This is a genomic window from Aeromonas dhakensis (assembly GCF_000820305.1).
Lineage (GTDB): Bacteria > Pseudomonadota > Gammaproteobacteria > Enterobacterales > Aeromonadaceae > Aeromonas > Aeromonas dhakensis.
Genome location: NZ_CDBH01000022.1, coordinates 76,529 through 96,512, shown reverse-complemented (window position 1 = coordinate 96,512; position 19,984 = coordinate 76,529). Strand labels below are relative to the sequence as shown.

18 protein-coding genes and 1 pseudogene are annotated in these 19,984 nt (G+C 63.6%); 11 read left to right on the top strand and 8 right to left on the bottom strand.

Annotated features, from left to right (window positions below; all coding sequences use genetic code 11):
* Positions 1-16 precede the first annotated feature (16 nt).
* A pseudogene (locus tag BN1143_RS03635) lies at positions 17-1,575 on the bottom strand (GGDEF domain-containing protein).
* A 288-nt stretch (positions 1,576-1,863) separates the two neighbouring features.
* Between BN1143_RS03635 and BN1143_RS03630 the strand changes: the two are divergent.
* Positions 1,864-2,466, top strand: a complete 603-nt coding sequence (locus tag BN1143_RS03630; protein WP_017780555.1) for a nitroreductase family protein — start codon at positions 1,864-1,866, stop codon at positions 2,464-2,466.
* 46 nt (positions 2,467-2,512) lie between these two features.
* Here BN1143_RS03630 and BN1143_RS03625 read toward each other — a convergent pair whose 3' ends face one another.
* On the bottom strand, positions 2,513-3,163 hold the full coding sequence (locus tag BN1143_RS03625; protein ID WP_042049685.1) for an HAD-IA family hydrolase: 651 nt from the start codon (positions 3,161-3,163) through the stop codon (positions 2,513-2,515).
* Positions 3,160-3,405, bottom strand: a complete 246-nt coding sequence (locus tag BN1143_RS03620; RefSeq protein WP_005298276.1) for a hypothetical protein — start codon at positions 3,403-3,405, stop codon at positions 3,160-3,162. The genes BN1143_RS03625 and BN1143_RS03620 overlap by 4 nt, the downstream gene beginning before the upstream one ends.
* A gap of 116 nt (positions 3,406-3,521) precedes the next feature.
* On the opposite strand from BN1143_RS03620, the gene BN1143_RS03615 reads away from it, so the two are divergent.
* Entirely contained in the window at positions 3,522-4,430 is a 909-nt protein-coding gene (locus BN1143_RS03615; RefSeq protein WP_005298273.1) for a LysR family transcriptional regulator, read from the top strand.
* Positions 4,431-4,487: 57 nt separating this feature from the next.
* On the opposite strand, the gene BN1143_RS03610 is transcribed toward BN1143_RS03615, so the two are convergent.
* From BN1143_RS03610 to BN1143_RS03595, 4 genes are all read right to left on the bottom strand, one after another.
* Entirely contained in the window at positions 4,488-5,444 is a 957-nt protein-coding gene (locus BN1143_RS03610; protein ID WP_042049684.1) for a sensor domain-containing diguanylate cyclase, read from the bottom strand.
* Between the two features lie 162 nt (positions 5,445-5,606).
* Positions 5,607-6,269, bottom strand: a complete 663-nt coding sequence (locus BN1143_RS03605; protein ID WP_042049683.1) for an excalibur calcium-binding domain-containing protein — start codon at positions 6,267-6,269, stop codon at positions 5,607-5,609.
* 116 nt (positions 6,270-6,385) lie between these two features.
* The gene (locus BN1143_RS03600) at positions 6,386-6,952 is read right to left on the bottom strand and encodes a cysteine hydrolase family protein (RefSeq protein ID WP_042049682.1); all 567 of its coding nucleotides are present in this window, start codon (positions 6,950-6,952) and stop codon (positions 6,386-6,388) included.
* A gap of 33 nt (positions 6,953-6,985) precedes the next feature.
* Positions 6,986-8,149 carry an FAD-dependent monooxygenase gene (locus BN1143_RS03595; protein ID WP_042049681.1) on the bottom strand — a complete coding sequence of 388 codons (1,164 nt, stop codon included), beginning with the start codon at positions 8,147-8,149 and terminating at the stop codon, positions 6,986-6,988.
* A gap of 267 nt (positions 8,150-8,416) precedes the next feature.
* On the opposite strand from BN1143_RS03595, the gene miaB reads away from it, so the two are divergent.
* The 5 genes from miaB (at position 8,417) to lnt (ending at position 14,145) form a co-directional block, all read left to right on the top strand.
* Positions 8,417-9,850 carry a tRNA (N6-isopentenyl adenosine(37)-C2)-methylthiotransferase MiaB gene (gene miaB, locus BN1143_RS03590; RefSeq protein ID WP_005298264.1) on the top strand — a complete coding sequence of 478 codons (1,434 nt, stop codon included), beginning with the start codon at positions 8,417-8,419 and terminating at the stop codon, positions 9,848-9,850.
* Between the two features lie 55 nt (positions 9,851-9,905).
* Positions 9,906-10,949 (top strand): PhoH family protein, encoded by a 1,044-nt coding sequence (locus BN1143_RS03585; RefSeq protein ID WP_042049680.1) that lies wholly within the window; start codon positions 9,906-9,908, stop codon positions 10,947-10,949.
* Positions 10,946-11,410: an rRNA maturation RNase YbeY gene (gene ybeY, locus BN1143_RS03580; RefSeq protein ID WP_042049679.1), complete on the top strand. Its 465-nt coding sequence runs from the start codon at positions 10,946-10,948 to the stop codon at positions 11,408-11,410. Before BN1143_RS03585 ends, ybeY begins: the two co-directional genes overlap by 4 nt.
* Positions 11,411-11,505: 95 nt before the next feature.
* On the top strand, positions 11,506-12,390 hold the full coding sequence (corC, locus tag BN1143_RS03575; RefSeq protein ID WP_005298259.1) for a CNNM family magnesium/cobalt transport protein CorC: 885 nt from the start codon (positions 11,506-11,508) through the stop codon (positions 12,388-12,390).
* A gap of 258 nt (positions 12,391-12,648) precedes the next feature.
* Positions 12,649-14,145, top strand: a complete 1,497-nt coding sequence (lnt, locus tag BN1143_RS03570; protein ID WP_010633154.1) for an apolipoprotein N-acyltransferase — start codon at positions 12,649-12,651, stop codon at positions 14,143-14,145.
* Positions 14,146-14,375: 230 nt separating this feature from the next.
* Here the strand turns inward: lnt and BN1143_RS03565 are convergent, their stop codons facing one another.
* Positions 14,376-14,864, bottom strand: coding sequence for a zinc ribbon-containing protein (locus BN1143_RS03565; RefSeq protein ID WP_005298255.1), 489 nt, complete (start codon positions 14,862-14,864; stop codon positions 14,376-14,378).
* A 145-nt stretch (positions 14,865-15,009) separates the two neighbouring features.
* Here BN1143_RS03565 and leuS point away from each other — a divergent pair, with 145 nt between their 5' ends.
* The 4 genes from leuS to nadD all read left to right on the top strand — a co-directional run bounded on the left by leuS (position 15,010) and on the right by nadD (position 19,965).
* Positions 15,010-17,589 carry a leucine--tRNA ligase gene (gene leuS / locus BN1143_RS03560; protein WP_042049678.1) on the top strand — a complete coding sequence of 860 codons (2,580 nt, stop codon included), beginning with the start codon at positions 15,010-15,012 and terminating at the stop codon, positions 17,587-17,589.
* Between the two features lie 148 nt (positions 17,590-17,737).
* Positions 17,738-18,220 carry an LPS-assembly lipoprotein LptE gene (locus tag BN1143_RS03555; protein ID WP_005298250.1) on the top strand — a complete coding sequence of 161 codons (483 nt, stop codon included), beginning with the start codon at positions 17,738-17,740 and terminating at the stop codon, positions 18,218-18,220.
* 27 nt (positions 18,221-18,247) lie between these two features.
* Positions 18,248-19,279, top strand: coding sequence for a DNA polymerase III subunit delta (gene holA / locus BN1143_RS03550; RefSeq protein WP_017784607.1), 1,032 nt, complete (start codon positions 18,248-18,250; stop codon positions 19,277-19,279).
* Between the two features lie 41 nt (positions 19,280-19,320).
* Positions 19,321-19,965 carry a nicotinate-nucleotide adenylyltransferase gene (nadD, locus tag BN1143_RS03545; protein ID WP_042049767.1) on the top strand — a complete coding sequence of 215 codons (645 nt, stop codon included), beginning with the start codon at positions 19,321-19,323 and terminating at the stop codon, positions 19,963-19,965.
* Positions 19,966-19,984 lie beyond the last annotated feature (19 nt).

Below are 19,984 nucleotides of genomic sequence, written 5' to 3'. Positions count from 1 at the left end.
GGCAGAGCGCCCCCGCTCACCCATGATCGATATGACAGGATCTGTCAGCATCTCCGTCCGGCCGGGGCCACTGCGTCAGCGACCAGCCGTCGCGCCCCAGCCGTTTGCTCCGGTAGAGGCACTCGTCGGCCCGCTCGAACAGCAGGGCCCCGTCCTCCGGGCAGTGGGCGCCGCCCACGCTCAGGGTCACCGCCTCGTGAAACTCGCGCCAGCGCTGGTTGCGCACCCTGGTCAGCAACCGGGTCAGCCCCGCCTCCAGCTCGCTGCGCGGCCAGGGCAGCAGGGCGGCAAATTCGTCCCCCCCGATCCGGAAGACGCTGCCGCTGCCAAGCTCGCTCACCAGCAGCTCGGACACCCTGCAGAGCACGCCATCCCCCACCGCATGCCCCCAGCTGTCGTTGATGCGCTTGAAGTGATCCACGTCGAACAGCAGCAGCCAGTGGGGTGTCGCGCGCTCTTCCAGCTCGGCGCGACTCTGGGTGAAGGCCCGCCGGTTCATGATGCCGGTGAGGGGATCGTGCAGCAGCGCATCCTGCCCCTGCAGAAAACTCGCCCGCACCTGATCTATCTCGCTGAGGCTGTCGTGTACGAACCAGGTCTTCAGTCGGCCGGGTCTCCTAGCCTGGGTCGGATCCCGCACTATGCCGGTCAGCGAGCCCGCCACCAGCGCCTGCTCCTGATTGAACACCCGCACCAGAAAGTTGATGCTGCAAAACCAGATGGCAAACAGCAGGAGCAGCGGCAGTGCCACCATCAGCAGGGCTTCTTCAAGGTCGTCATGAAACAGCCTTGGCGGCAGATAGATGTTGAGATCCCAGTCGATATCCTCCAGCTCGCGGCGCAGGTGGCTGCCGTGCCAGATCACCGCCAGCCCCTTGTCCGCGCCGCCCGGCTCGGCCGCTGACGGCTGATAGAGCCCCATGTTGCTGCCCACCACCAGCTTTCCGTCCTCCCGTGCACTGATGTAGATGGCCGCCCGGTTGCTGCCCATGGCCCGCTGCAGAGCCTGCTCGATGGTGTTGAAGGACATGTCGACCATCAGCAGGCCGAGCAGTTGATCGTCCAGCCCCTTTACCCGCTTGATGAGGGTCAGGATCGGCTTTGGGTGTCGAACGCCGGATAGGGAGCGAGCCAGACGAGATCCGCCCCCGGCATCGACAATGCCCGATACCAGGGCCGGCTGGCGGCACGATACTCGACCGGCTGCTGCCAGGCCGGGTAGCTGCTGAGGCGATCCGTCTGTGGGTGATAGAAGTAGATATAGTGGCTGTCGCGCTTGATCTGGTGGGCGATGGCCCAGAGCGGGTTGTCGGCCGGCTCGCCGCGGGCGATGGCGGCCTTGTCCAGCGATGCCTCCAGCACGGCGATCTGACGCTGGTTGGCCAGCACCAGCTCGTGGATCAGAGCCGCTTCGAGGGAGGAAAGCATGTGACCGTAGCCGGTCACCGTCTTGTCGATGCTGCGCAGATAACTGGCCATCGCCAGGGTGAGGGTGACCACCAGCACCAGGGCCCCCAACAAGAGGGTAAACGAGGTCAACAGATAATAACGCCGACTAACCAACCACTGGATCATCAACACTCCGCAACAAAAACTGGAATGCGAGAATTTTATGGTGCTCAAACGGAATTATTCATTGATTGATATCAGCCGAATTTCGGCTAACTGACAAAAAACACATAAACGTGACACCGCTCTCCCGCGTCACGAAGAGGCATATCAACAAAAAGTAAAAACAGTGACCACTGTGCGTTGACGGCTAACCCGCAAGAGGGTGTTATAGTCTACAACTCGAGCAATCGGAGCCGGATGGCCTTGCCAAGGATCACCGAAGACGATTCCCCGTCAAACAAAGGAGATGTTATGAGCAGTCCGTTTATCGAACAGATCAAAGTACGTCGTACCATCTATGCCCTGGGTGACCAGGTTTCCCATACGCCGGAGCAGCTGACCGCCCTCATCCAGGACGCCATCAAGCACAGTCCCTCCTCGTTCAACTCCCAGAGCTCCCGCGCCGTCATCCTGTTTGGTGCCCAGCATCACAAACTGTGGGACATCGTCAAGGCTGAGCTGAAGAAGATAGTGCCGCCGGAAGCCTACGCCCAGAGCGAAGCCAAGGTGAATGGCAGCTTCCGCGCAGGTGTCGGCACAGTGCTCTTCTTCGAAGACACCGACGTCATCAAGGATCTGCAGCAAAAATTCGCCCTCTACGCCGACAACTTCCCCATCTGGTCGGAACATGCCACCGGCATCGCCCAGTTTGCGGTCTGGACCACCCTGGCCCAGGAGAAGATCGGCGCCTCCCTGCAGCACTACAACCCGCTCATCGACGAGGCGGTGCGCAAGGAGTGGAACCTGCCCGCCAGCTGGCTGCTGCGCGCCCAGATGCCCTTTGGCAGCATCCAGCAACCGGCCGGTGACAAGACCTTCATGGACGACGCCGTGCGTTTTCGCGTGTTCAAGTAATAGTCCCGTCGCCAGTCAGGCCCCCGCTCGCGGGGGCTTTTTGTTGTCAGGTGAGCAGCGTCAGCTGCAGACCCTCAGCCTCCACCACCACGCTCACCTGGCGCCAGTCCTGGATCAGGGCGCTGATGCCGGGACTGAGCCGCTGCCTGCCCCCCACCTGTACCACGCGGCAACCCGCCCGCAGGGCGCTGCTGATGCCGGCGGGCGCATCTTCAAACACCAGGCAATCGGCGGCGGCCAGCCCCAGGTGCTCTGCCGCCAACAGATAGGGTTCGGGATCCGGCTTGCCGTGTTCTACATCCTCGGCCCCCACCAGCAGAACGGGCAGCGGCAGACCGGCGCTGCGCAATCGATGCCTGGCCACCCGCTGACTTGCAGAGGTCACCACTGCCCAGCGCTCGACGGGCAGACTTGCCAGCAGGGGCCGGGCGCCGGCGAGGGCCTCGGCCTGGCCAGTGTGATGGATCTCGAGATCGTCGAGCAGGGCCACCTCCTGTGCCAGGTCAAGCTGCGGGGCCAGGGTACGGATCACCTCCCGCGAGCGTACCCCGTGGCACATGGCCAGCACGGGCTCGGGATCCAGCCGGTGGCGGCGACACCACAGCCGCCACACCGCCTCCACCTCGCCGGTAGAGTGCACCAGGGTGCCATCCATGTCCAACAGCAGGGCGCGGGCCCGCAGCGTGAGCATGCTCATGAAACGGCTCCGGCCACGGCGGGTTCGGCCCCGGCCAGGATCTCGCCGAAGGCCCGCCGCTGGGCAGCCTGCTCATAACAGGCCAGCGCCTGCTCGGCGTTGCTCGCCCAGACTTGCAGCGGACCCACCGCAAAGCCCTGCAGCAACAGGCTGGTCAGCAGCTCCCCCGTCTCCGGCGCAGCCAGCGGCTGGGCCAGCACCAGATCTCCCTTGATCAAAAACAGATAGCGCTCGGCAGGCATGAATGACTCCTTGTTAGCAAGCTGACGGGGCCGACAGGGCCCGCTTCAGGTCTATTAGAACAAGGCAGTTAGATAATTTATAATCACAAAATGGCCACTTTCGATAACCAAACAGAATGAAATTCGATTTGAGACAGCTGCAGGCCTTCGTGACCCTGGCGGAGACCGCCAACTACCGGGAGGCCGCCAACCGCCTGTTCATCACCCAGCCGGCGCTCACCAAGCAGATCCAGGGGCTGGAACAGACCCTCGGCAGCACCCTGTTCAACCGGGGGCGCCACGGCGCCGAGCTGACCGCCATCGGCACCCAGCTGCTCACCCAGGCCAGGGCGCTGGTCGAGCATGGCAAGGGCTTTGAGCGCCACGCCCTGGCGCTGGCCAGCGGCATTGCCGGACGACTCAAGATTGGTTTCGGACTGTCGAGCTTTGCGCTGGCGCCGGCGCTGGTGGCCCGCTTCAAACAGCAGGCCCCCGATGTGATGGTGCACCTGCAGGACATGACCTCCGCCATCCAGCAGGAGCGGCTGCTGTCGGGCCAGCTGCAACTTGGCTTCATGCGCCGGCCCCAAGCCCCGCAGCTTAGGGAGCACAGGCTGCTGACTGACCGGCTGGTGCTGGCGGTACCGACCCAGATGACACAGCCGGATCCGGCCGCCTTCGACATCGAACAGGCCTTGGCCAGCCAGCCATTGCTGCAGATGGTGGGACACCGCTGCCCCGGCCTCAGCCAGCAGATCGCCAGCTTCCTCGGCGCCAACCGGCTGACCGGCATGGTGCAGGAGGCAGAAGATATCCAGACCCTGGTGGCGCTGGTGGCCGCCGGCATCGGCAACGCCATCCTGCCGCGCAGCGTCAGCTTCATCGCGGGCCGGGACGTCACCCTCTATCCCCTCTCCGGCCCTTGCTCCGAGTGGGAGATAAGCCTGGTGTGGAACCCCGACTTTGCCGACCCGATCCGCGATCGTTTCTTGCAATTGGTCGTCGATGCCCATCCCGAACCGCAGCCGGCCGGGCAACAGCGTTAACAGCAAGCAGAATCGTTAATAGAGTGCAGGGTCGCAGGCAGGATAAAACGAGGGATATCAGGGGGATGGCAGGGCACTGCAGCTGACGCTGTGGCAGCGATTCTTGCCCCCCTGCTTGGCTAGATAGAGCGCCATATCGGCGGCGCTCAGCAGCTCTTCCTCCGAGGCGCGGGCCTGCTGCGGCAGCAGAGTGGCGATGCCGACGCTGGCGCTGAGCCTAAGGGTGTCCGCCCCCTGGATCAGCAGCTCGCCGATGCCAAGGCGAATAGCCTCCCCCATGCGGGAGGCGGCCTCTGCCCCGGTGTTGCCGAGGATCAGGGCAAACTCGTCGCCGCCGAAACGGCTCGGCAGATCGGTGGCTCGCTGGCAAAAGGTGCTCAACAGCCGGCCCACCTGCTGCAAGAAGTCATCCCCCACCTGATGGCCGAAATGGTCGTTGCACAGCTTGAAGTTGTCCAGATCCAGCATGATGAAGGAGAGCGGGGTCTGTTCGCGCATGCTGCGCCGCCACTCGTTGTGCAGAAAGCTGTTGAACAGTCGTCGGTTGGCCAGCCCGGTCAGCGGGTCATGCAGGGAGAGGTAGGCCATATCCAGCTCCTGCAGCTTGCGCTCCGTGACGTTGATATGGCTGATGGTGTAGAACTCGACCTCGATACCCGGAATGGCGGAGACCCGCATCATGAACCAGCGCTGGGTGTCCGGGCTGTGACAGGGGTACTCCAGATGAAAGTGCTGCTGTTCATGGCGCAGCACCCGCCGGATCCCCTCCGCCGCCATCAGGGCCAGCGGCTCCACCGAGTTGTCGCACACCCGCAAGTAGTTGACCCCCAGCCAGTCATAGCCTGCCGGCATGCCATTCTGCTCGGCAAAGCGATTCCAGGCGAGGTTGGTGTAGTGGATGACGCCATCCCGGTCGATCACCGAGATCTGCTCCTCCAGCGAATTGAGCAGCGCGGCCAGGTATTGCGCCCGATCGGAGAAGTGAAACAGTGAGCCCTGAAAATAGTCCGCCATGACCGCACTCCTCACCCAAAAACGACGTCCCCGGCATGGCCGCGACAACCAGATCCATCCAGACCCGTCCGCGTGTTGCCAATGACCGGGGCCACACCTGCCATGACCCGACCAGCAAGATAATGATAGATGATCAACGACTTGAGTCGGCCCCCGAGCCCGCTAGTGGCCACACCACTGCCGCTCGCAGGGGATGCCGTCGCCCTCGCCGTCCATCCTGGTATTGGGGCAGTTTTGCAAAAACCAGGTCGCCTCCTCGCAGGAGGTCATCTGGGAGCAGTACTGCCGACCGTCGCACTGGCGGACGAAGGTGGCGGCCTGCTGCAAGCTGTCCGAGGGGTCGACCTCTACCTGGCTGAACGAGGAAGTGGAGGTAGGTGAGACCGACTCGACCGAAAAACGGGAGTAGAGGGAGAAGATCCCGACCAGCACCAGCAGCGGGATGAGCTTGCCGCGCCAGTGGCTGCGGCGCCGGTAGGCGGGGCGAGGACGCGTGTGCTGCGGGGTAGGCCCGCTGCCTGCCGGGATGCGACTGCCCTCCGACCTGCGGCGGCCCGCCGGAGTGGGTCGACTCTCATTGCCGTCTGCCAGCGACAGGGGGCGCTCGGGGAAAAACACCTGCTCGGCCCTGAGCTTGCCATCCTGGCCAGCCCCCACCAGGTAGGAGACCCGCTCTCCCGCCATGGGCGGCAGGCCGTCGCACCTCAGTGCCGAGATGTGCACGAACAGTTCGGCCCCTTTCGGGGCACCCTCCCCCTGCTCGGGCGCGATAAAACCAAAGCCGCGCGCTTCGTTCCAGCGCACGATCCGTCCCTGATAACGCATGTCCCCATCCTTGTGGCCATCGATACTCGCTTCATGTTGCCCAAAATGGCTGCGGCCCGACAGGGGGCCGCAGACAAAATGTCAAAACAGTGAGCAAGCTCCGCCTGCCGCCGGGATCAGGCCAGCTGGGCCACCTTGATGATCTCGGCGATGCGACCGAGCAGACGCAGCGAGGCGTGGTGCTCGTTGGCATCCGCCGCCGCGCAGGCATCTTCCAGGATGGTGATGGCGTAATCCCGATCGTGACCCTCCCGCGCCGCCGCCTGAATGGCCCAGCCGGTGCTCACGCCGCACAGATAGAGATGCTCGATGCGATTGGCCCGCAGCGCCGGCTCCAGCGCCGTGCCGTAGAAGGGGCTGACCCTGGGCTTGGTCAGCACCAGATCACCGGGTTGCACGTCCAGATCAGGGTGAAAGTCGGTGCCGGGATCGGCCAGCGACAGCGCCCCGAACTGGTGGGCCCGGCCAAACATGGGGGAGCCCTTGGGCTGCAGCAGATAGTGCGGGTCAAAGCCCACCTTGATCTGCACCACCAGCCAGCCGTGGGCGCGGGCATGGGCCAGCGCCTGGTTGGCGTGCGCGATGGCGTCCTGCTCCAGCACATGGGCCGCCGAGGCGGCGATGCGCCCGTCCGGGTGGGCGATGTCGTTGATGAAATCGATCACCAGCAATGCCTTGTTCATGGGCTCTCCTCCCTCATGATGGCGCCACGCGCCTTAAACCAGCCCCAGCGCATAGCGTAGCGCCATCTCCTTGAGCGGGCCCGCCTTGTCCGCCAGATTGAGGGCCAGGTTGCGGGCCAGTTTGAGGGGGCCTATCTCGTTGCTGAAGACGCCGTAGAAGAGATCCATCCCCGACTGCATCAGCAGGTTGTCCGGGCGGCGCCGCCGTTCATAGCGGGTCGCCAGCTCGGGCTTGTGCCACTCGGCACCGGCACTGTGCAACAGATCCACCCAGCAGGCCACATCCTTGAAGCCGAGGTTGACCCCCTGCCCCGCCAGCGGGTTGATGGTGTGGGCGGCATCGCCCAGCAGCACCACCCGGCCGGTGTGGTAGTCGTTGGCGTGACGACGCACCAGCGGGAAGCTCCCCTTGCCGGTCACGGTAAAACCACCGAGGCGAGCCGGGAAGTGGCGGCGCACCTCGGCGGCCAGCCCCTCGTTGCTCATGGCCGCCAGCGCCCGGATGCGGGCCGGACTGTCATACCAGACCAGGGAACCGTGCCGGCCCGGCAGCGGCAGGAAGGCCCGCGGGCCGCTCGGGGTAAACTGCTGCCAGGTGATGTCTTCCTGCTCGAAGTCGGTGTCGATATTGATCAGCATGCAGTGCTGGCGGTATTCAAAACGCGACACCCCGATGCCGGCCAGCTGGCGGGTGCGGGATTCGGCGCCATCGCAGGCCAGCACCCAACGGGCGGCCAGCTCGCTGCCATCATCCAGGGTCAGCACCGCCTCGTCCGCGCCCTGGCGCAGGCTGGTCACCGCCGCCGGGGTGTGGGTCTGGATGTTGGGGAAATCTTCCATGCGCCTGAGCAGCGCCAGCTGCACCAGCCGGTTTTCGATGATGTAGCCGAGCTGGGGCAGGCCGAGGTCGGCGGCGTTGAAGCAGGTGGCGAAGCCGTCCAGCTCCCAGGTCTCCAGCCGGCGATAGGGGCACAGCCGCATCTGTCGCAGGTGTTGCCAGGCGCCGGCCTGCTCCAGCAGGGCCACCGAGGCCTGACTGATGGCGGAGACCCGCAGATCCAGCGGCTGCTCGGCGGCGTACTGCTCCGGCAACCGGGTCTCGATGACCCGGATGGAGAGGCCCTGCGCCGCCAGCAGACAGGCGGTGGCGGCGCCGACCATGCCGGCCCCGACGATGGCGATATCACACTGTTCCATAACTTGATTCCTGCAAGGGGTGGGCCCGGGCAAGGGGAGAGCGCAGCCGGACCGAATGGTCACATGATACCGCAAGGGGCGCCGAGAAACAGTGAAGGCCGTGGAGAATTAGTGCGCCAAATCAAGGAGAAAGCCGATGCCTGCCGAGGTGGCTACGGCTGCGTTCCGACCATGGCGGGCTGGATATTTGCTAGGCAGTCTCCGGATTGCGGAGTAAAATGCCCGGTCCTTTGACCATGCCGCATTCAAAACAAGTCAAGAGAAGCAATGAGCAAGAAACTTCACATTAAAACCTGGGGCTGCCAGATGAACGAGTACGACTCGTCCAAGATGGCCGACCTGTTGGATGCCAGCAATGGCTACACGCTGACCGAAGAGCCCGAAGAGGCAGACGTCTTGCTGCTCAACACCTGCTCCATCCGTGAAAAGGCGCAGGAGAAGGTGTTCCACCAGCTGGGACGCTGGAAAAAACTGAAAGCGAACAAGCCCGGTCTGGTGATCGGCGTGGGCGGCTGTGTCGCCTCCCAGGAGGGGGACAACATTCGCACCCGCGCCCCCTATGTGGACATCGTGTTCGGTCCGCAGACCCTGCATCGCCTGCCCACCATGATCAAGCAGGTCCAGGAGGGGCGTGGCGCCCAGGTGGACGTCGCCTTCCCCGAAATCGAGAAGTTCGACAGCCTGCCCGAGCCGCGCGCCGAAGGGGCGACCGCCTTCGTCTCCATCATGGAAGGCTGCTCCAAATACTGCTCCTTCTGCGTGGTACCCTACACCCGCGGCGAGGAGGTGAGCCGACCGCTGGACGACGTGCTCTATGAAATTGCCCAGCTCGCCCAGCAGGGTGTGCGCGAAGTGAATCTGCTCGGTCAGAACGTCAATGCCTACCGGGGCCCGACCTTCGACGGCGGCATCTGCACCTTCGCCGAGCTGCTGCGACTGGTGGCCGCCATCGACGGCATCGACCGCATTCGCTACACCACCAGCCACCCCATCGAGTTCACCGACGACATCATCGAGGTCTACAAGGACACGCCGGAAGTGGTCAGCTTCCTGCACCTGCCGGTGCAGAGTGGCTCCGACCGTATCCTGACCATGATGAAGCGCCCGCACACCGTGCTGGAGTACAAGTCCAAGATCCGCCGCCTGCGCGCCGCCCGTCCCGACATCACCATCAGTTCCGACTTCATCGTCGGCTTCCCGAACGAGACGGACGAGGATTTCGAGGCCACCATGAAACTCATCGAGGATATCAACTTCGACATGAGCTTCAGCTTCATCTACAGCCCGCGCCCCGGTACCCCCGCCGCCGACCTGCCCGATGATGTCGACATGGAGGTGAAGAAAGCCCGCCTGAGCCGCCTGCAGCACGTCATCAACAACCAGGCGATGCAGATTGGCCGCGCCATGCTGGGCTCCACCCAGCGCATCCTGGTGGAAGGGCCCTCCAAGCTCGACCCCATGCAGCTGTGCGGCCGCACCGAGAACAACCGGGTGGTCAACTTCGAAGGCCCGCACACCCTGATCGGCGGCTTTGCCGACGTGGAGATCACCGAGGTGCGCCCCAACTCCCTGCGCGGCAAATTCCTGCGCGGCGAGAACGAGATGAACCTGCGCATCGCCACCGCCCCGAGCGAAATCCTGGCCCGCCGCCCGGACAACGTACCGGACCAGCTGGGCGTGGCCGCCTTCACTCCCCACTAATCTGTTCACCCCATCCGGCCCCGGCCGGATGGGGTCGCGTCAAGACGAGGACACTTTGAGCCGACACCTCTCGACCCTGAATCTGCATCTGGATCCCGCCGACAACCAGCGTCTCGCCAGTCTGTGCGGCCCGTTCGATGACAACATCAAACAGCTGGAGCGCCGCCTCGGCGTCGAGATCAGCTACCGCGACAACCACTTCCAGCTGCTGGGCAAGCAGGCCCAGGTGGACGCGGCCGCCATCATAATCAAGCACCTCTATGTGGAAACCCAGTCGCTCAAGGGCGGCAAGGTGACCGACATCACCCCCGACATGGTCCATCTGGCCATTCAGGAGTCGCGGGTGCTGGAGCAGGATGACGAGCCGGCGCCGAGCATCCCCTACGGCAAGGAGGTGACGGTCAAGACCAAGCGTGGCCTCATCAAGCCGCGCAGCCCCAACCAGGCCCAGTACATCGCCAATATCGTGCGCCACGACATCTGCTTCGGCATCGGCCCCGCCGGCACCGGCAAGACCTATCTGGCGGTGGCGGCGGCGGTGGATGCGCTGGAGCGCCAGGAGATCCGCCGCATTCTGCTGACCCGGCCGGCGGTGGAAGCAGGCGAGAAGCTCGGCTTCCTGCCAGGCGATCTCTCCCAGAAGGTGGACCCCTACCTGCGCCCGCTCTACGACGCCCTGTTCGAGATGCTGGGCTTTGAGCGGGTGGAGAAGCTGATGGAGCGCAACATCATCGAGGTGGCGCCGCTTGCCTACATGCGCGGCCGCACCCTCAATGACGCCTTCATCATCCTGGACGAGGCCCAGAACACCACCACCGAGCAGATGAAGATGTTCCTGACCCGCATCGGCTTCAACTCCAAGGCGGTGGTCACCGGTGACATCACCCAGATAGACTTGCCCCGCAACCAGAAGTCGGGCCTGCGCCACGCGCTGGAAGTGCTGCAGAATGTCGACGGCCTATCATTCAACTTCTTCCAGTCCGCCGACGTGGTGCGCCACCCTGTGGTGGCCCGCATCGTGCAGGCCTACGAGGCGTTCGATGCCAAACAGGCGGCCGACAAGGTCGCCACCCACACCAGCAAAGAGAGTGCCCAATGAGCGTGACCCTGGATCTGCAACTGGCCAGTGCCAACAGCGACGGCCTGCCGAGCGAGGCCCAGCTGCAGGGCTGGCTCGACGGCACCATTCTCGGCTTCCAGCAGGAGGCCGAAGTGACGGTGCGCATCGTCGACGAGGCGGAGAGCAACGAGCTCAACCTCACCTATCGCGGCAAGGACAAGCCCACCAACGTGCTCTCCTTCCCGTTCGAGGCACCACCCGGTCTGGAGCTGCCGCTGCTCGGCGATCTGGTGATCTGCCGCCAGGTGGTGGAGCGCGAAGCCATTGAGCAGGGCAAGCCGCTGATGGCCCACTGGGCCCATATGGTTGTGCACGGCAGTCTCCATCTGCTAGGTTATGACCATATCGAGGATGACGAGGCCGAAGAGATGGAAGCGCTCGAGCGCGACATCATGCAGGAGCTCGGTTTCGCCGATCCTTATCTGAACGACGAAGAGTAAACCGCGGGATGGTCATCGCCTTGAAACAGCCGATGGTCATCCTCATATAGCCACAACGATTTCAAGTGTGTTCATACGAGTAACCAAGAGAGAAAATGACCGACGATCACCCTAGTACCGGCTCGCCGAAGAAAACCTGGCTCGACAAACTCAGCCAACTCTTCCAGGGCGAGCCAAAAGACCGCAACGATTTGGTGGAAGTGATAGCCGACGCCGAAGAGCGCGATCTCATCGATCAGGACACCAAGGACATGATCGAGGGGGTGCTCGAAATTGCCGAGCTGCGCGTGCGCGACATCATGATCCCCCGCTCCCAGATGGTGACCATCGAGAAATCCCAGCCGGTGGACGAGATCCTGCCGGTGATCATCGAGTCGGGCCACTCCCGCTTCCCGGTGATCAACGAGGACAAGGATCACGTGGAGGGCATCTTGCTCGCCAAGGATCTGCTGCCGTTCGGGTTCGGCGGCCACCACGCCAGCGAACCGCTGCAACTGGAGAATATCCTGCGCCCCACGGTGATCGTGCCCGAGAGCAAACGGGTCGACCGGCTGCTCAAGGAGTTTCGCGAAGAGCGCTACCACATGGCCATCGTGGTGGACGAGTTCGGCGGCGTCTCCGGTCTGGTGACCATCGAGGACATCCTTGAGCTCATCGTCGGCGAGATCGACGACGAATTCGACGACATCGAAGACGAGCCGGACGAGATCCGCCGTATCAGCAAACGGGTCTTCTCGGTGAGCGCCCTCACCGAGATCGAGGATTTCAACGACTTCTTCGGCACCCAGTTCAGCGATGAAGAGGTGGATACCGTCGGCGGTCTGGTGATGCACGCCTTCAGCCACCTGCCCAAGAAGGGCGAGGAGATCGAGCTGGACGGCTACCTGTTCAAGGTGATGCATGCCGACAAGCGTCGTCTGCAGCAGCTGCAGGTGAAGATCCCCGACAACCATGTCGCGGCCCAGTCCGAGGCCCAATAAGCCCTGGTTCGAGTCAACAGCGCCCCGCCCGTCGGGGCGCTGTTCGTTTGACCACATACAACCCCTGTTTCCCACCGGCTATCGGGCCCGTCATAGCCCTTTTATCCCCTCGCTTCGGGCCGTCGGCCGGGAGGCTCGCCGTTGACCGCCTTTACGGGTTAAGATACCGGCCATTCAACCCATAGCAGTCCAATCCGAGCCTCATCGCCCGTGAAATTACAGCCCGCAAAATCGAAACTTCTGACCAGCCTGTTTGCCATGGCCTCTGGCGCCATCGCCGTGCTGGCCTTCTCGCCCTTCAACTACTGGCCGCTGGTGATCCCGTCCCTACTCGGCCTCTACGCCCTGCTGGACAAGGCCACCCCCAAGCAGGCGGCCTGGCGCGGCTTTGGCTACGCCATGGGGCTGTTTTTGCCGGGGCTGTGGTGGATCCACGTCAGCATGACCATGTTCGGCGGCATCGCCCTGCCGGTCGCCTTCGTGCTGCTGGCCGGGCTGTCGGCCTATCTGGCGCTCTATCCGACCCTCGCCTGCTGGCTGTTTGCCCGTTTCTTCCGCGAACGTCACTGGAGCCGCTGGCTACTCGCCTTCCCGGCACTCTGGCTGATGGCCGACTGGCTGCGTGGCTGGGTGATGACCGGCTTCCCCTGGCTCTGGTTTGGCTACAGCCAGATCGACGGGCCGCTCAAGGGTTTTGCTCCCATCCTCGGCGTGCAGGGCATCACCCTCGCGCTGTTGCTGACCGCCTCCGCCCTCTGGCTGCTCTGGCAGAGCCGCAAGCCGGCCTGGCTGCTGGTGCCGGTGGCTCTGGTGGGCGCCGCCCAGGGGCTGATGCAGCTCAACTGGGTGACCCGCGGTGAACCGGTCAAGGTGGCGCTGGTGCAGGGCAACATCGAGCAGTCCCTCAAGTGGGATCCGGAGGCCCTGGTGCCGACGGTGCGCAAGTATCAGGATCTGAGCCGCGAGAACCAGGATGCCGACATCATCGTCTGGCCGGAATCCGCCATCCCGGCCATCGAGAAGGAGATGGGCAACTACCTGGAGAGCCTGGACAAGGCGATGAAGGTGAACGATACCGGCCTGCTGGCGGGGATCATCCACTACGATCTCGAGCAGCAGCGCTTCTTCAATACCGTGCTCGGCATGGGGGTGCAGGATGCGGAAGGCAAGGAGTCCTACTACTACCAGCACAAGAACCGCTACTACAAATATCACCTGCTGCCCATTGGCGAATTCGTGCCGTTTGAAGATCTGCTGCGCCCCATCGCGCCCTTCTTCAACCTGCCCATGTCCTCCTTCAGCCGCGGGGACGAGGTGCAGCCGAACCTGATCGCCAAGGGGCTCAAGTTTGCCGCCGCCATCTGCTACGAGATCATCTTCCCGGACGAGGTGCGCCGCAACGTGCAGCCGGATACCGACTTCCTGCTGACCGTCTCCAACGACGCCTGGTTCGGCACCAGCATCGGCCCCTGGCAGCACATGGAGATCGCCCGTATGCGCGCCCTTGAGCTGGCCCGCCCGCTGCTGCGCGACACCAACACCGGCATCACCATAGTCACCGAGATCGACGGCAGCATCATCGCCCAGATCCCGCAGTTCGAGGCTGGCGTGCTGCGCACCGAGGTGCGTCCCGCCCACGGCGTGACCCCCTATCTGCGCTTTGGCAGCTGGCCCATGTACGGTCTGGCCGCCGCCCTGCTGGCACTGGCCCTGTGGCTGCGTCCCCGCGCCCACCCCTGGGCGCGCAAGGGCTGACCCAGTCGTACAACCCGATAAATGAGAGAGGCGCCCTTGGGCGCCTCTCTTCTGTTCAGTCTGATACCCGCTCAGAACCTGTTCAGGCTCTGCAACGAGAGGTCGTCAGCAAGGTAAAGAGCAGCGCAGGAACCGGAGCGTATAGATATACGTGAGAACTCTCGGTTACAAACAAGCGAGCAGTACATGAGCCTTGATCACGGCCTCGCAGTAAGAGTGTGGACAGGTTCTCAGGGAGAGAGCGGCTCACGGTGATACTCATCGGCCCCGCACTCGGGGCAGGTGCCTAGCTGTTCCGGGTGCAGCACGGTATGGCGCCACTCGCAATGATCGCACACCAATACCCCGAGCCCCACCCAGTCGCCGGCCCGGTAGACCCCCTTGTGCTCCAGCTCGTCCGCCAGCTCCTGCCACTCCACCTGGGTGCGGTCGGTCACGTCCGCCAGCCAGGACCAGGCGGTGTCCTTGAGCGCCAGCATGAAGGCGGACTCCTCCACCTGCTCATCCTTGCGCCCCTCGTCATAGTTGCCCAGATCCCGCTTCACATACTCGGCGATCAGAGCCAGCTCGTCCTGGGTCAGATCCCCGGCCGCCTCCAGATAGGCCTGTACCTTGGCGATCATCCGGTTGAGGCGCTCCCCCTGGAACTGTTCTGTCTCTTGCCACTGCTTCTGCAGTTCGGCAATGAAGGCTTCGTACCCTTTTTGACGTTTGTCCATGGCCGTTACTCCTCTACTGAACCCTGATCGAGCCCGGCTTAAGGCCCGAGGGACGCTGGCGGTTGTTGCCGCCGCAGGATATAGGTATTCTATTGCGATTTCCCAGCTGATTTATCTATCCATTTCACAGATCCGGATGTCACCAATGCAAGAGCAATACGTTCCCCAATCCATAGAACCAGCAGTGCAAAAGCACTGGGATGCCAAGAAAACCTTCAAGGCGGTGGAGAAAGTAGACAAGGAAAAGTTCTACTGCCTCTCCATGTTCCCCTATCCGTCTGGTCGTCTACACATGGGGCACGTTCGCAACTACACCATAGGTGATGTGATCTCCCGTTATCAACGCCTCAATGGCAAGAACGTGCTGCAACCCATCGGTTGGGACGCCTTCGGCCTGCCGGCGGAAAACGCCGCCATCAAGAACAACACTGCGCCGGCCCCCTGGACCTACGAAAACATCGAATACATGAAGAACCAGCTGAAGATGCTGGGTCTGGGCTATGACTGGGATCGTGAGCTGGCCACCTGCAAGCCGGATTACTACCGCTGGGAGCAGTGGTTCTTCACCAAGCTCTACGAGAAGGGTCTGGTCTACAAGAAGACCTCCTCCGTCAACTGGTGCCCGAACGACATGACGGTGCTGGCCAACGAGCAGGTGGTGGACAACTGCTGCTGGCGCTGTGACACCCCGGTGGAGCAGAAAGAGATCCCCCAGTGGTTCATCAAGATCACCGACTACGCCGAAGAGCTGCTCAACGACATCGACAACCTCGAAGGCTGGCCTGAGATGGTCAAGACCATGCAGCGCAACTGGATTGGCCGCTCCGAAGGGGTCAACATCAGCTTCGCCATCGAGGGTCAAACTGAACATCTCGAGGTCTACACCACCCGTCCGGACACCTTCATGGGCGTGACCTATGTGGGTATCGCCGCCGGCCACCCGCTGGCGTTGCAGGCTGCCGAAAGCAATCCGGAGCTGGCCGCCTTTATCGAAGAGTGCAAGAACACCAAGGTGGCCGAAGCCGAGCTCGCCACCATGGAGAAGAAGGGCATGGCCACCGGCCTCTACGCCATTCACCCGCTGGATGGCCGCAAGGTGCCGGTCTGGGTCGCCAACTTCGTGCTGATGAACTACGGCACCGGCGCCGTGATGGCAGTACCGGGTCACGACCTGCGTGACCACGAATTCGCCACCAAGTACGGCCTCGAGATCAAGCCGGTCATCAAGCAGGCCGACGGTGAAGCACCGAACGTGATCGAAGCCGCCTACGCCGAGAAGGGTGTGCTGTTCAACTCCGGCGAGTTCGACGGTCTCGACTTCCAGGGTGCTTTCGATGCCATCGCCAACAAGCTGGAAGCCCTCGGCCACGGCAAGCGCACCGTCAACTACCGTCTGCGCGACTGGGGGGTTTCCCGTCAGCGCTACTGGGGCACCCCCATCCCGATGCTGACCCTGGCTGACGGTACAGTCGTGCCGACTCCGGAAGATCAGCTGCCGGTGCTGCTGCCGGAAGACGTGGTGATGGATGGCATCCAGAGCCCGATCAAGGCCGACGCCGAGTGGGCCAAGACCACCTACAACGGCCAGGAAGCGTTCCGCGAGACCGATACCTTCGATACCTTTATGGAGTCCTCCTGGTACTACGCGCGCTACTGCTCCCCGGACTACGACAAGGGCATGCTGGATCCGGCTGCTGCCAACCACTGGCTACCGGTGGACCAGTACATCGGCGGTATCGAGCACGCCTGTATGCACCTGCTCTACGCCCGCTTCTTCCACAAGCTGCTGCGTGACGCAGGCCTCGTGAACAGCGACGAGCCGTTCAAGCGCCTGCTCTGCCAGGGCATGGTGCTGGCTGACGCCTTCTACTACAAGGACGAGAAGGGCGGTAACGTCTGGGTCAGCCCGCTCGACGTCAAGGTTGAGCGCGACGACAAGGGTCGCATCACCAAGGCGGTCGACCTCGAAGGCCGTGAAGTGATGCACTCCGGCATGACCAAGATGTCCAAGTCCAAGAACAACGGCATCGACCCGCAGCTGATGGTGGAGCGTTACGGCGCCGATACCGTCCGTCTGTTCATGATGTTCGCCTCCCCGGCCGAGATGACCCTGGAGTGGTCCGACTCCGGCGTGGAGGGTGCCCAGCGCTTCCTGCGCCGCCTGTGGCGCATCACCTTCGAGCACGTCTCTGGTGGCGCCGTTGCCGCACTGGATCTGGCCGCCCTCACCAGCGACCAGAAAGCCGTGCGCCGCGAGCTGCACAAGACCATCGCCAAGGTGAGCGACGACGTGGGTCGCCGTCAGACCTTCAACACCGCCATCGCCGCCATCATGGAGCTGATGAACAACCTGGCCAAGCTGGGCAGCGACGCCCAGGATCGCGCCCTGATGCAGGAAGCGCTGGAAGCGGTGGTGGTCATGCTCTACCCCATCACCCCGCATATCGGCTTCGAGCTGTGGAAGATGCTGGGCAAGGGCGACGACATCGATCACGCGGCCTGGCCGGTGGCCGACGAGGCCGCCATGGTCGAGACCGAGAAGCTGGTAGTGGTGCAGATCAACGGCAAGATGCGCGGCAAGCTGACCGTGCCGGCCGAGATAAGCCAGGCCGACGTCGAGAAGCTGGCCATGGCCGATGCCTCGGTCCAGAAGTTCACCGACGGCCTGACCGTGCGCAAGGTGATCTACGTGCCGGGCAAGCTGCTCAACATCGTAGCCAACTGATGCCATATCGCTTACTGGCAACCGGGGACCGGTTCGGGTCGACGCAACTGCGTCGCCAACGGAGCGGTTGCCAAGCGGTCACAGCAAACGGATGATAACGGCGGGCCCTGCGCCCGCCGCTCTTCACTTCATGCAAAGAGGATTTTCTATGGGCACCACCCTCACCCGCTGGATGGCCATCCTGCTGACCGGTCTGCTGCTGCAGGCCTGCGGCTTCCAGATGCGCGGCACCGCCATCCCGCCCGAGTTGATGACCATGAAAGTGGTCGGTGACAACAAGAGCGACTTCTACCGGCTGGTCACCACCCGCCTCAAAGCCGCTGGCGTCGAACTCGCCGACAAGGAGGGCATTCCGGTGCTGACCCTGTCCGGCGTCGGCAGCACCAGTCAGGTCGCCTCCGTCGACTCCATCGGCCAGGCCCGTGAGTACGTGCTGGGCTACAACACCCAGTTCACCGTCTCCATGCCGGGCAAACCGACCCAGGTCTTCCCCATCGCCTTCAACCGCAGCTTCCTGAACAAGCCGGACGCGGCGCTCGCCTCCTCCCGCGAGCAGGAGCAGCTCGGCAAGGAGATGCAGGAGCAGGCCGCCAACCTGGTGATCCGCCAGCTCAGTCAGGTCAAATTCTGATGCGCCCATCCTGATGAGAGTGTGTTGATGAGAGTCTATCCCGAGCAGTTTGCGGATCATCTCAAGGCAGGGCTCAAGCCCTGCTATCTCATTTTTGGGGACGAGCCCTTGCTCAAGCTGGAAGCCATTGATGCCGTGCGCCAGGTGGCGCGCAAACAGGGCTTCGATGAGCGCCACAGCTTCGTGGTGGAACAGGGGCTGGACTGGAATCAGGTATACGATGCCTGCCAGGCCATGAGCCTGTTTTCGGCCCGCCAGATCATCGAGCTGGAGCTGCCGGCCAAGGTCGACAAGGACCTGGCCGCCCGCATCAGCGAGATCGGCAAGCAGCTGCACCCCGACCTGCTGCTGGTACTGAGCGGCAATCGTCTCAACCAGACCCAGATGAAGGCAGCCTGGTTCGACAAGCTGAGCCAGAGCGGCACCTATGTGCCGGTCAACCACCCCGAACCCCGCTTCTTTCCGCGCTGGATGAGCGCCCGCTTCCAGCGCTTCGGCCTCAAGGCGCTGCCGGATGCGGTCAACTTCATGTGCCACTCCTACGAGGGCAACCTGCTGGCCGCCAGCCAGGAGATAGAGAAGCTGACCCTGCTCTCGCCGCCCCAGCCCATCAGCGTCGCCTATCTGCAGGAGACCATCATCCGCCACGCCCACTTCACCCCGTTCCAGCTCATCGACACCCTGCTGGAAGGGAAGGTGAACCGGGCCCAGCGCATCCTGCTGGCCCTGCGCGCCGAAGGCACCGAGCCCGGCATGCTGGCCTGGACCCTGTGCCGCGAGCTGGAGCAGCTCACCGAGCTGGCGCTGGCGGCCCGCGCCGGTCAGCCCCTGGTGGAGCACTTCTCCCGATTGCGCATCTGGCAGAGCCGCCAGCAGCTTATTCAGCAGGCGCTGACCCGGCTCCCCTTCGCCAAGCTGCAGCAGTTGTGGCAGCTGATGGCCCACCTCGACGACGCCCAGCGTCGCTTCGATACCGAGCAAGCCTGGCTGATGCTGCAGACCATCGCCCTCGGTTTTCGCGATGGTACCCCCTTGCCGCTGGCGGGATCTGACGCATGAGCCAGCCCGTCGACATTCCAGCCATCACCGGAGGGGAATCCATGTTGCAGCCGCCCATCGGCATCCTGGGGGGGACCTTCGATCCCATCCACATCGGCCATCTGCGCCCGGCCATCGAGGCCCGCGACGCCATTGGTCTGGCCGAAGTGCGCCTGTTGCCGAACCATATCCCGCCCCACCGCACCAGCCCATTCTGCTCCAGCGAGCAGCGTCTGGCCATGGTTACGCTGGCGGCGGCGGAAAACCCGGGCTTCGTGGTGGATGAGCGGGAACTCAAGCGCGATACCCCCTCCTGGACCATCGACACGCTGATCGAGCTGAGGAGCGAGCTGCCGGACACCCCGCTCTGCTTTTTGATGGGGATGGACTCCCTGCTGAGCCTGCCAAGCTGGCACCGCTGGCAGGAGCTGCTCGACTACGCCCACCTGGTGGTGAGCACCCGTCCCGGCTGGCAGCCGGATTACCCGGCCGCAGTGGCCGCGCTGCTGGCCCGCCACCAGACCCGCGAAGTGACGGAGCTGCACCGGCTGCGTCACGGCCGCATCTGGCTGGCGGACAACCTGCCCGTCGAGCTGTCGGCCACCCGGCTCAGAGAGCGCTTGGCGGCGGGGGCGGATCCCCGCTATCTGCTGCCGCCATCGGTGGCGGAGTACATCCGCCAGCAGGGGCTCTATCGACCGGCCTGAACCCGGTTTGCCGGGGTGG